This is a genomic window from Kitasatospora sp. NPDC086801 (genome assembly GCF_044745805.1).
In the GTDB taxonomy this organism is placed as follows: Bacteria; Actinomycetota; Actinomycetes; order Streptomycetales; family Streptomycetaceae; genus Kitasatospora.
This window is the reverse complement of the sequence record NZ_JBIVAX010000009.1, coordinates 1-12,175: the sequence shown is the minus strand read 5'-3', so window position 1 is coordinate 12,175 and position 12,175 is coordinate 1. Positions and strand designations below refer to the sequence as shown.

At 75.2% G+C, this 12,175-nt stretch carries 7 protein-coding genes and 2 tRNA genes; 2 read left to right on the top strand and 7 right to left on the bottom strand.

Features of this window, described 5'->3' with window-relative positions:
• The first annotated feature begins 231 nt into the window (after positions 1-231).
• Positions 232-1,287 carry a type III polyketide synthase gene (locus ACIPLC_RS13130; protein WP_400473048.1) on the top strand — a complete coding sequence of 352 codons (1,056 nt, stop codon included), beginning with the start codon at positions 232-234 and terminating at the stop codon, positions 1,285-1,287.
• Between the two features lie 413 nt (positions 1,288-1,700).
• Here ACIPLC_RS13130 and ACIPLC_RS13125 read toward each other — a convergent pair.
• The 7 genes from ACIPLC_RS13125 to ACIPLC_RS13095 form a co-directional block, all read right to left on the bottom strand.
• Positions 1,701-1,774: transfer RNA gene (locus ACIPLC_RS13125), tRNA-Met, on the bottom strand.
• 50 nt (positions 1,775-1,824) lie between these two features.
• The gene (locus tag ACIPLC_RS13120) at positions 1,825-3,120 is read right to left on the bottom strand and encodes a PrsW family intramembrane metalloprotease (RefSeq protein WP_400473047.1); all 1,296 of its coding nucleotides are present in this window, start codon (positions 3,118-3,120) and stop codon (positions 1,825-1,827) included.
• A 116-nt stretch (positions 3,121-3,236) separates the two neighbouring features.
• A complete protein-coding gene (gene trmB, locus ACIPLC_RS13115) occupies positions 3,237-4,067 on the bottom strand; it encodes a tRNA (guanosine(46)-N7)-methyltransferase TrmB (protein WP_400473046.1) in 831 nt (276 codons plus the stop codon).
• Positions 4,068-4,122: 55 nt separating this feature from the next.
• Positions 4,123-5,358, bottom strand: a complete 1,236-nt coding sequence (lhgO, locus tag ACIPLC_RS13110) for an L-2-hydroxyglutarate oxidase (protein ID WP_400473045.1) — start codon at positions 5,356-5,358, stop codon at positions 4,123-4,125.
• Between the two features lie 129 nt (positions 5,359-5,487).
• Positions 5,488-7,065 (bottom strand): TROVE domain-containing protein, encoded by a 1,578-nt coding sequence (locus ACIPLC_RS13105; RefSeq protein ID WP_400473044.1) that lies wholly within the window; start codon positions 7,063-7,065, stop codon positions 5,488-5,490.
• 421 nt (positions 7,066-7,486) lie between these two features.
• Positions 7,487-7,591 (bottom strand) — tRNA-Lys (locus ACIPLC_RS13100).
• Positions 7,592-7,623: 32 nt separating this feature from the next.
• The gene (locus ACIPLC_RS13095; protein ID WP_063348294.1) at positions 7,624-9,051 is read right to left on the bottom strand and encodes a hypothetical protein; all 1,428 of its coding nucleotides are present in this window, start codon (positions 9,049-9,051) and stop codon (positions 7,624-7,626) included.
• Positions 9,052-9,857: 806 nt separating this feature from the next.
• On the opposite strand from ACIPLC_RS13095, the gene ACIPLC_RS13090 reads away from it, so the two are divergent.
• Positions 9,858-12,014 (top strand): asparagine synthase-related protein, encoded by a 2,157-nt coding sequence (locus ACIPLC_RS13090; RefSeq protein WP_400473043.1) that lies wholly within the window; start codon positions 9,858-9,860, stop codon positions 12,012-12,014.
• The last annotated feature ends 161 nt before the right edge of the window (positions 12,015-12,175 follow it).

The window sequence follows — 12,175 nt, the reverse complement described above, 5'->3', positions numbered from 1 at the left end:
CCATAGATTGAGTTGGAGTGGCCCGAACCGGCTCGTGGTCGGCGCCACCGCTCGCACGACGAGCGTCCGATCCCCGACTGCCGGCCCGTCTGATCCTCTGGCGAGACCATCCGGCGAGTCCTCTGCCGTACCGCCTCCGCGTGTCCGGCCGGCAGTGGCTGCCGCCGAGTGGTGAATTCCCCGCCCGTTCAGGGTCGCATGGGGAATACCGCTCGTCAGGAGGAACCCCCCATGGCAGTTCTGTGCAAACCGGCGATAGCCGTACCCGAATACGTCATCACCAACGAGGAGACCCTCGAACTGGCTCGCAGGCTCCACCACGACCATCCGCAGATCGACCTGGCGCTGCGTCTGATCAAGAACACCGGGGTGCAGAAGCGACATCTGATCCAACCCATCGAGGCGGTGCTGGAACATCCCGGGCTGGACCACCGCAGTGCCGTCTTCGAGGCGGAGTCCAAGGCCCGCGTTCCGGCCGTGGTCTCCAAGGCCCTCGAACAGGCCCAAGTGGAGCCGTCGCAGATCGACTTGATCGTGTACGTGTCGTGCACCGGCTTCATGATGCCGTCGCTCACGGCGTGGCTGATCAACAAGCTGGGCTTCCGGTCGGACACCCGGCAGCTGCCGATCGCCCAACTGGGGTGTGCGGCCGGTGGCGCGGCGGTGAACCGGTCCCATGACTTCTGCCTGGCCTACCCCGGCGCCAACGTGCTGATCGTGGCCTGTGAGTTCTGCTCCCTCTGCTACCAGCCCACCGACCTGGGCGTGGGGTCGTTGCTGTCCAACGGCCTGTTCGGCGACGGGATCGCCGCCGCGGTGGTCCGGGGCGAGGGCGGCATCGGGATCCGGTTGGAGCGCAACGCCTCGTACCTCATCCCGAACACCGAGGGGTGGATCTCCTACGCGGTCCGTTCCACCGGGTTCCACTTCCAACTGGACAAACGGGTGCCGGGGACGATGGAGCCCCTCAGCCCGGCCCTGCGCGCGCTGGCGGAGCAACACCAGTGGAACGTGGGCAAACTGGACTTCTACATCGTCCACGCCGGCGGTCCGCGAATCCTGGACGACCTGAGCCACTTCCTGGAGGTGCCGCCCATGGCGTTCCGCTTCAGCCGGGCCACCCTCACCGAGTACGGCAACATCGCCAGTGCGGTCGTGCTCGACGCCCTGGCCCGGATGTTCGACGAGCAGTCGGCTCTCGACGGCCACCACGGACTGCTGGCCGGGTTCGGCCCGGGGATCACCGCCGAGATGTCCCTGGGCACCTGGGCGTCCCCCGAATCCTGACCGGGGAGTCACACGGCAGGCTGCGTCGCGCTGTCGCCGTCGCCCCGGGGCTCGCGCCGGACGGGCGCAGCCGGGGGAGACATGCCGAACCCCCGGGGCCTCGCGTTGAGGGTGTCCCGGGGGCACGACAACTTCTGCGCGTTCCCGTCCGCAGGGCTACGACTAGGCCGTGAGCTCCACGGAGGCGCGCCCGAGCGAGTCAGACGCGCACGCGTGCGCAGTTGCCTTCGTACTCAACTCAGGATCACCTCCTTTCCGTGTGCGTCCACGATAGGCAGCCGGTCGGATGGAGGGCAACGGATTATTCGTGGCGTCGGTCGGGGCGCCGGGCAGTCCGTCGCGGGCCGCCCTTGCCGACCTGAACGCGAAAGGGCCCGGAGGACGAATCCTCCGGGCCCTTCGTTGCTACTGAGTAGCGGGGACAGGATTTGAACCTGCGACCTCTGGGTTATGAGCCCAGCGAGCTACCGAGCTGCTCCACCCCGCGTCGGTAAACACAACAATACGGGGAAGTCACCGAGATGGGAAATCGGTTCTTCAGGCCGCCTCGGCGGAGTGCCTCCCGCGCCGGCCGGCGTGCCGGGCCGACCGGGATCTGGCCCAGGCCGCGAAGCAGACCAGCGCGGCGAAGCAGGGCACCATCAGCGCCCCGTACACCACCAGGAAGCCGTCGGTGCCGAGGTCGGCGGCGGCGTTCCAGGTGCCGTGCAGCGCCATCGCCAGCAGCAGGCCGGTCGGCGCGGCCAGCCGGGCCAGCCAGCGCCGCCCGGTGGTCAGGGCGACGGCCAGGCCGATCCCGGTGAGCGCGGTGAAGAGCGGGTGCGCGAAGGGGGAGAGCAGGGCGCGCAGCACGAAGGTCTGCACGGTGCCGTCGAAGTCGCGCAGGCTGGGCGGATCGCCGAGGCCGATGCTGTCCAGCCGCTGCCGCTGGTCGCTGGTGAACGCCCGGCCCAGGTAGAGGGCGTTCTCGGTGAAGGCGAAGCCGCAGGCGGTCATCCCGCCGAGCACCACCCCGGCCGCCAGGGTGCGCGGCCGGGAGCGGCGGTGCGGGCCGCCGCCGGACGGCGGGGCCGGGCGCAGGTACGGCAGCGGGCGCAGGTACGGGCGCAGCCGCAGCCGCAGCCGGCCCCGGGCGTGCGGACCGGCCGGGCGGCGGGCGTACGTCCGGGGGAGCCGGGGGGCCGGCAGCCGGTGCAGCAGCGGCGCGCAGGGGCGGCCGGTGCGGCGGCCGTGGCAGCGCAGCCGCTGGCCGAGCGGCAGCAGCAGCACCAGCAGGGCGGTGGCCTTGGCGGTCTCCTCGATCAGCGGGGTGGCGATGCCGGCGCCCAGCAGTTCGCCGAGCGGGCCCTGGTGCGAGGTCAGGTAGTCGGCGGTCCAGTTGTTGGCCACGATGGCGACGGTGGTGGCCGCGCAGGCGCCCCAGCCGAGGCAGAACACGGTGTGCCGCAGCGGCACCCGGGCGGTCAGGTTGAGCCAGGCCAGGGCGCCGAGCACGAACGGCAGCGGCACCATCGCCAGGCCGACGCCGACCAGCAGCCCGACGGTGCCGGTCTGCCGCTGGACCAGGTGCAGGATCAGCACCCCGCAGCCGGACAGGGTCAGCACGGCGGTGGCGGTGACCGAGGAGACCGCCACTGAGCGGCCGCGCCGGGGCGGTGCGGGGGGTCCGGCCGACGGCGGTGACGCGGCGCCGGACCAGGGCACGAGGCGGTGGGCCCGGCGCCTCCGGGGCCCCGGGATGGTCCGGGTGTCGCCGGTGCGCGGGACCGTCTCCGGTGCGTCAGCGGCGGCCTGGACGGTGGCCCGGGACCCGCCGCCGGCCGGGCTGCCCATGCGGCACAGGGTAGGCCACCGCACCCGCCCGTCGGGAGGACTCGGGACGAACCGTCCGCCCGGGGCACGGCCCTTCGGTCATCGCGCGGCGGCCTGTTCGAATCGCCGCCGGCGGCTCAGCGGCGGCGGAACAGCAGGTCGTGGACGACGTGGCCCTTGGCCAGCCCGGCCCGTTCGAACTTGGTGACCGGGCGCCAGTCCGGCCGCGGCGCGTAGCCGGGGATGCTGCCGTCCGGGTGGTCCGCGGGCTCCAGCCAGCCGCTGCCGTCACCCTCGGGGTGCAGGTTCTCCAGCTCCGGCGAGGCGGACAGCACGGCCAGCATCTGCTCCGCGTACGGCTCCCAGTCGGTCGCGCAGTGCACCAGGGCGCCGGGGGCGAGCCGGGGCAGCACGAGCTCCAGGAAGGACGGCTGGACCAGCCGCCGCTTGTGGTGCTTGGGCTTGGGCCACGGGTCGGCGAAGTAGACCCGCAGGCCGGCCAGCGAGGCGTCCGGCAGCATGTCGCGCAGCAGGATCACGGCGTCGCCGGCGGCGGGCCGCACGTTCCGCGAGCCGTCGCGCTCCAGCAGGCCGAGCAGGTTGCCGTGGCCGGGGGTGTGCACGTCGGCGGCGAGGATGCCCATGGCCGGGTCGGCGGCGGCCATCGCGGCCGTGGTCTCGCCCATGCCGAAGCCGATCTCCAGGGTGACCGGCAGCTCGCCGAACAGCTCCCGCAGATCGAGCGGGCTGCCGTCGATCGGTATGCCGTAGGCCTCCCAGCCCCGGTCCAGGGCGCCCGCCTGGGCGTTGGTCATCCGGCCCCGGCGCGGCTGGAAGCTGCGGATGCGCCGCTCGCGGTGCTGGTCCTCGGTGGCCTTGTGCGGGTACATCGGCGCGGGGTAACCGGCCGGCGCGGCGGACAGCCGGGCGGACGGCGAGGGCTGGGGGATCGGGGCGGTGGCAGTCACAATTCCCCGAGTCTACGGGGCCGCCCGGCCCCTCCCGCAGGTGCTGTGACCGGGCTCATCCGCCGGCCTCCAGCGCGGCCAGCGCCCGGCGGGCCACCTCGCGGCCGATCGGCAGCGAGGCCGTCGCGGCGGGCGAGGGGGCGTTCAGCACGTGCACCGCGCGGCGGGGGGAGCGCGGGTCGGCCGGGTCGAAACCGGCGAAGGCGAAGTCGTCCAGCAGCGAGCCGTCCCGGGCCACGGCCTGGGCCCGGACCCCGGCGCCGGCCGGCACCAGGTCCTCGGCGGCGACCGCGGGCAGCAGCCGCCGCACGGCGGCGGTGAACGCCCGCTTCGACAGCGAGCGGTGCAACTCGCCCACCTCGTACCGCCAGTGCCGCCGGGCGATCCGCCAGGCGCCGGGGAAGGCCAGCGTCCCGGCCAGGTCGCGCGGGCGCACGGTGCGCCAGTCGTAGCCCTCGCGGGCCAGCGCGGGCACCGCGTTCGGGCCGACGTGCACGTCCCCGTGGACGCCCCGGGTGAGGTGCACGCCGAGGAACGGGAAGGCCGGGTCGGGCACCGGGTAGACCAGGCCGCGCACCAAGTCCCGTCGCCCCTCGGTCAGTTCGTAGTACTCGCCGCGGAACGGCACGATCCGCACCCCGGGCTCGTCCCCGGCCAGCCGGGCGATCCGGTCGCTGTGCAGCCCGGCGCAGTTCACCAGCACCCGGCAGCGCAGCTCCCCGGTGGAGGTCTGCACCGTCACGCCGTCCGCCCGCCGGGCCACCGCCCGCAGCTCGCAGCCGAGCCGGAGCTCCGCACCGGCCTCCCGGGCCAGCCGGGCGTACGCGGTGGCGACGGCCGGGAAGTCGCAGACGCCGGTCGTGCCGACGTGCAGCCCCGCCACCCCGGTGACCTGCGGCTCGTACCGGGCGATCCCGGCCCGGTCCACCTCGGTGACCGGGATGCCGTTCGCCCGCCCGCGCTCGGCCAGCGCGGCCAGCCGGGGCAGCTCCTCCGCGCCGGTGGCCACGATCAGCTTGCCGGTGACCTCGTACGGGACGCCCTGCTCGCGGCAGAACGCCACCAGCTCGGCGGCGCCCGCCACCGCGTACCGGGCCTTGTACGAGCCCGGCCGGTAGTAGACGCCGCTGTGGATCACGCCGCTGTTGCGCCCGGTCTGGTGGGCGGCGAAACCGGGCTCCTTCTCCAGCACCGCGAGCCGCAGCCCCGGTCGGGCCCGGGTCAGCGCGTACGCGGTGGCGAGGCCGACGATCCCGCCGCCCACCACCAGCACGTCGACGTCGTACGCCACCGCCCGCTCCTCGCAGTCCGCCCGGCTCCCCCCGCCGATGCTGCCACGCCGGGCGGGGCCGGTCGAGGGCGCGCCGGCCGGGTGGAGGGCGCGCCGGCCGGGTGGAGGGGCGGCCCCGGGGCCCCGGGGCTACGCCTGCCAGGGCCAGGCGGCGTCGCGCCCCGCCTCCAGCAGCGGGATCAGCCGGAAGGCGGTGTCGCTCAGCCCGCCGAAGGTGTGCCGGTGGGCGCTGCCGCTCGGGCCGTGGCCGGGCGCGTAGCCGGCCAGGTTCCAGGTGTAGACGGGCACCTGCGCCGGTACGGCCGCGAGCGGGTCGCGGCCCCAGCGGCCCGGGCCGGTCTGCTCGTCGGTGACGATCACCACCCGGTCGTGGCCGCGGTAGTGCGCGCGGACGGCGTCGGCGGTGTCGGTGCCGCCGAGGCTGGAGAAGCGCTCCAGCACCCGCAGCACCGCCTCGCCCCGCTCGACCTTCAGGACCCGGCTGGTGGTGCCGAACTCGACCAGGTCGGCGTCGGCGGCCCGGACCTTCAGCGCGGTGCCGAAGATCGCCGCCGAGTCGGCCCGGTTGAGCTGGGTCTGCGCGCTGGGCCGGTCGAACATCGAGCCCGAGCGGTCCACCAGGATCAGCGTCCGGCCGGGCAGCGCGGGCACGTTGGCGAGCGAGTGGCCGAGCGCGGTCTCCAACGCGTGCCCCCAGCGCAGCGACGGCGCGTGCCGGTACGCGGCCAGGTAGCGGAACGGGAACTGGCGCGAGCGCCGTACCTCGCCCTTGTCGGAGATCCGCCGGGCCACCTCGGCCGCGACCTCGTCCGACACCCCGGCCCGGTCGAAGTTGCGCAGGTTGCGCACCAGCGCCATCGGGCCCATCGACGGGATGACCGCCTCCCAGACGGCCGCGTCCAGCGGGCCCTGCAGCCAGCCGGCCAGCGCCTCCCAGGTCAGCCCGGCCGCGGCCAGCCGCTCGGCGCCGTCCGGCGCGGTCACGGCCGCCCGGCGCTCGCCGACCGGCAGCGCGAGCAGCTCGCGGTTGGCGGTCAGCATCCGGTCGGACGCGGGCGGGACGGCCTCCTCGGGCCGGTGCCGGCGGTCCAGCGCGTACTCGAACAGCGCGCCCTGCCAGGGCTTCTGCGGATCCGGCGCGGGGTGCGTCAACTCCAGGACGTCACCGAAGCGGTAGCCCTTGCCGACGGTGTCGTACTTGAGCAGCGAACGGGCGTGGTAGAGGCGGCGGACGGCGTCCGCGACGCCGCGCTTGACCGGCTTGGGCAGCGCCCGGCCGTAGCGCGAGGTCCAGTAGGCGAGCAGTTCGCCGGGCTCGTCGGGGCGCTGCAGCACCGCGTCGACGACCTGCCGGGAGTAGCCGTGGGCGCCGGCGTCCAGCCGGGCCCGGGTGAACTCGGCGGCGCCGACCAGGGCGGCGGTCCGCAGCTGGGCGCCGTAGCGCAGCCAGCGCAGCAGCCCGAGCGTCCACTCCGGCTCGGCGACGGCGAGTTCGCGCACCAGCGCGGTGTAGCGGTCGTCGCGGTCGCCGCCACGCTCGTAGAAGGTGTCCTGTCCGACCATGTTGGTGATCGCCAACAGGAAGAGTTCGGACTTGCGGTCCCGGGCGAAGCCGGGGCCGCCGTTGTGGTTGGTGGTCCGCCGACCGGTGGTGGTCACGGGCGAGGTCGGACTCGCCTTGGCCTTGCGGATGTTGAATCGGGACATGCGGAAGCCTCCCTCGGACTGCCGGTGGTGGAACGGGAGGGAGGCATGGCAGCGAAGGGGTGCCCGAGATCGTGCCGGCCAGGCGGCCGACGTCGGCGGAGGTGTATGCCTTGTGCTCTTCCGAATTGAGCTAGCGGCCGCACTCGCGCACGGCACGCCCGGGACTTGAACCCGGAACCGCAAGATCCGAAGTAACCCCCGCCTGCGCACCGGGCACTCCGAAGCGCACTGCCTCCCGAGATCAAAGGTGGCTGCGGTGTTTCGCGGGCTCGAACCGCAGCGCCACTACGGGCGCCTCACCAAGAAGTAACCGCCGCCGTCGCACCGGGAGGTGCGGAATTCTATTCACGTGTAGGTGTCCAGAGATCGAAGGCGGCTGAGGTGACGTAGCTGCTCTACCAGACTGAGCTACACCGGCGAGTACCGGCGGCGGGATTCGAACCCGCGACACGCCCATTAAGAGTGGAAGTAACCTCTGCCTGCGCACCTGGACGAGAGGAACCATAGCCAGGCCCCGCTCGCCGGTGCACCTCAATTACCGTCAGGCCCGCCCCCCGGTCACGCCGGGGCGACCAGCACCGCGCGGGCCCGTTCGGTCAACTCGCGGACGCGGCGCTCGCCCTGGAACGGCTCCAGGCGGCGCAGCATCTCCACCACGTACTCCCGGCTGCGCTGCGAGGAGATCCGGCCGGCCACCTCGACGGCGCGCTCGCCGGCGGCGACCGCGGCGTCCAGGTTGCCGGCCTCGGCCTCGGCCATCGCCGAGACCACCAGCCGCAGGCCGTGCGAGCGGACGAAGCCCTCGGTGGGCTTGGCCAGTGCCTCGCGGGTGAACTGGCGGACCTTGGAGGGCACTCCGAGGTCGCGGAAGCACTCGGCGGCGTCGGCGGCGAGCCGGTCGTAGGCGTAGAAGTCGATCCACGCCGGATCGGGATCCCCGGCGCGGGCCCGTTCAAGTGCGCTCTCCGCCGCGCCGAGCGCCGTCGCGCACGCCGCCGCGTTGCGGGCCTTGGCCTGGGCCCGTGCCTCCACCAGGTGGAAGAAGCTCATCGTCCGGGCGGTGGCCAGGCCCCGGTTGCGCTCCAGGGCGGCCTGGGCGAGGTCCACCGCCTCCTCGGCGAAGCCCCGGTAGCCGGCCTGCAGGCTCATCGAGGCGAGCACGTAGCCGCCGAGCGGCACGTCGGCGGCGGCCCGGGCGAGCCGCAGGGCCTGGATGTAGTAGCGCTGGGCGGCCTCGTGCTGCCCGGTGTCGAAGGCCATCCACCCGGCCAGCCTGGTCAGTTCGGCGGTCGCGCCGAACAGCGCCCGGCCGACGGTGTCGCTGTACGAGGCCAGCAGCAGCGGGGCCGCCTCCACCCGCAGGCACTCCGGCACCATCGACGAACGCCAGTCCCCGCCGCCGTACTTGGAGTCCCAGCGGCGGGCCTCCTGGGCGGCCTCGCGGAGCTTGGCGGCGTCCGAGTGGCCGACCCGGTAGGAGGACGCCTCGCTGGGCGCGCGCGGCGCCTCCCGGGCGACCGAACCGTCCGCCGGGGTGATCAGCCAGCGGGACACCGGTGTCGCGTAGGCGGCGACCGAGAAGGTGCCGGCCAGGCTGTCGCTCCAGCGGCCGCCGCCGGGGCCGCGGCGCAGGTCGAGGTCGACCCGCCACAGGTCGGTGGCGGAGCGGACCGCCTCGGCGACGTCGCGCGGGAAGGCCAGGCCGAGTTCGGGGGCCGGGTCGGTGTCGCCGAGGCCGATCTCCTCCAGCGGCACCGGTCGGCCGAGCTTGCCGCCGATCGCGGTGGCGATCAGGTGCGGGACGGGCCCCTGCGGGACCATGCCCTTGCTGACCCAGCGGGCCACCGAGGTCTTGTCGTACCGCAGGGTCAGCCCGCGCTGGGCGCCGAGGTCGTTGACCCGGCGGGCCAGTCCGGCGTTGCTGATCTGGGCGAGGGTCAGGAGCGTGCCGAGCCGTTCGTTCGGTCCTCGTGGGCTGACGGTCATGGTGGCGGCGGCACCTCCTGCGGCCTTGTGCGCGGGGCCCGGGCGGCACCGGGCCGTAGCTGCTGCACCTAGAGTAGTCGGACGCGTTCCGACGGTTAAGAGGCCGCATTCCGGATGGCGGGATCGCGCACCCGGCGGTGCGGCGCCGACTCCTCGCCGGGGTTGGTCCGGACCACTCGGATCGGGCCGGGGGTGCCGCGCGCCGGAGCGTCGTGCTCCGGTCCTGTGTTCACGTGCGCCCGGCCGTGCCCCCTGGCTCGACCGGCTGGTCGGCGATTCGCTGGTGGTCGTGGGTCGGCCCGCCGTCGAGGACCCGGCGGGCCGGGGGATACCGCCGCCTCAATCCCCGCGGGCGGCGGCTGAGTCCGGGAGGGCATGCGGATGCCCTCCCGGGCGGGGCGACGCCTTTCGGCCATCTCGCGATGCCCATGTCAAAGGCGGTGCGGGGGGCGGTCCGGGTCACGGAGGGGAAGGTCCGGCCCGCCCTGCGGACCGCGCGAACACGTCAACCCCCGGTGCCCGCACCGGGATCACCGCCCGAACCCGAACCGAACCCGAACCGAACCCGAACCGGACCCGAACCGGGACCGCACCGGGACCGTACCGGGGTCACGGTCGGAACCGGAACCGGCAACACCGGCCACGGGAACGCCAACCGGTGGCACGATGTCTCCTGACGGCGCGCCGGTACCCGGGGCGGCCGCCACGGCACGCCACGGCACGCCACGGCACGCCGCGGAGCGGCGAGGAGCCGCCCGGCGGCGGACGCGCCGTACGGGTGCAGGTCCTCGTCCGGTGGAGGCGCGATGCGGTGGCTGACGGGCTGGAGCACGGGCGTGCCCCGGGCGGGCGCGCCAGCGCACGAGGCACTCGGTACGGTCGCGCCGATCGCCGCGCGCCCCCTGTGGACCGGACCCAACCCGCTCTGGGCCGTCGGAGACTGGCGCCCCGAGGAGATCCGCCGCGCCACCCTGCGCCCCGGCGCCCCCGCCACGGTCACCACCGGCCCCACCGCCCCCGACCCGGTCGAGGACACCCCCGCCACCCTGCGCCTCGCCGTCCTCGGCCACTGCGGCGCCACCGACGCCGAACTCGCCGCCGGCCTCGCCGCCGCCCGCGGCGGCGCCGTCCGCCACCTCACCACCTGGCCCGGCAGCTACACCGTCGTCCTGCGCACCGGCACCCGCTCCACCCTGCTGCTCACCGACCTGGCCGGCGCCCAGCCGGTCTTCCACACCCCGTGGGCCGGTGGCACCGCGTACGCCACCGCCGCCCTCCCGCTCGCCGACCTGGTCGGCGCCCCGCTGGACACCGGCCACCTCGCGGCCCGGCTCGCCTGCCCCGAATCGCCCGAGGCGCTCGGCACCGGCACCCCGTACCTGGGCGTCCAGCGGGTGCCGCCCGGCCATGTGCTCGCCATCCGCGGCGGCCACCCCTACCTCTCCGCCTACGACGACCCCGCCGTCCGCGAGCAGCCGCGCGACGAGGCGCCCGCCGTCCGCGAACTCACCCGCGCGCTGCTGGAGTCCGTCCGCTCCCGGGTCCGCACCACCGCGCCCGCCGCCGCCACCGCGCAGGGCCCGGCCGGACGCGCCCGGCTCGGCGTCGACCTCTCCTACGGCACCGCCTCCGCCACCGTCGCGCTGCTCGCCGCCGCCGTGCCGCTGCCGCCGGTGCCCGCGAGCACCGCCCCGGAGCGCCTGCCGGCCGTCAGCGCCGGGGTCAGGAACGGCGCGGTCAAGGGCTCCTGGGCCCGCGCCGCCGTCCAGGAACCCTCCACCCCCGAGCAGTTGGCCGCCGTCACGCTCGGCGAGACCGAACCCCCGACCACCCTCGCGCTCGCCCCCGACACCCCCCGGCTGCGGCACACCGTGCTCCACCCAGGCCCCGACGCCCTCCCGTACGCCGGACTGCACGCCGACGCACCGCCCGGCCGGCTCACCGACGAGCCCGGCCCCGAACTCGTCGCCGCCGCCCGCGCCGAGGCCCGCTTCGACGCCGGCGGCACCGACCACCTCACCGGCTACGGCGCCCGCCAGGTCCTCGACGGCCACCCGGCCCGGCTCGCCGACCTCATCCGGGCCGGCCGACCGCGCGAACTGCTGCCCCCGGTCGCCGCGCTGGCCGGCGCCGACCGGGCCGTCGTCGGTGTCCTGGCCGGCGCGCTGCGTACCCCGCTCACCGTGGTCCGGGCCGCCCACCGGCTCTCCCGGGTCCGGTACGCCGAGGCGCTGGACGCCGCCGCCGCCAAACTGGCGGCCCGCCACGTCCCGGACGACGGCGGCACGGCGGGCGACCGCTCGGTCGGCGACCTCGCCTGGTGCGTCCCCGGCCCGGCCGCCCGCTGGCTCTCCGACGAGGCGCTCTCCTCCGTCGCCCTCCGGCTACGACTGGCGGCGCGCAAACCGGCGCCCGACGAACGCCCAGGCGCACACCGTGCCCGGCACGCCCTCTACCGGCACGCGCGCTCCTACCGCACCCTCGTCCACGCCGCCGAACAGCCCGGCCAACGGCTGCACGCGCCGTTCCTCGACAACCAGGTGGTCCGCGCCGCCCGCCTGCTGCCCGACGACGTCCGCCTCCAACCTGGTGCCCGGCACGCCCTCCTGCACGCCGTCCTCACCGGCGCCGGCCGCACCGACCTGCCCCCCGACTGGGGCCGCGGCCCGCGCCCCGACCGCACCGCCCCCGCCCGGGCCGGCCTGCGCCTCGCCGCCGACGGCCTCGCCGAACTCTTCGACGCCCCCCTCCTCGCCGAAGCTGGCCTCATCGACCTCCCCGCCGTCCGCGCCGGCCTCGCGGACCCCGCCACCCCCCTCTCCCCGGCCGCCCTCGCGGGGCTCGCCGACCTGGTCTCCACCGAACTCTGGCTCCGCCGCATCCGCGCCCGCCGCCACGGCGCCTGCTGGACCGGCCTCCCCGTGGCCCGACCCCCGGCCCTCAGCCCCGTTCCGCCCTCCTGACCCCCGCCGGGCGCGCCGCCCGCTCCGGGCCCCGCTGCTCACCCCGCCGTCGGCCCCTGCGGCGCGGGGAGTGTCATGAATCAGGTGGACACCCTGATCAAGGGAGACACTGATGAGCTCGCTGACGGATCACCAGATCGGGTCGGTTCCTGACGGGTCGG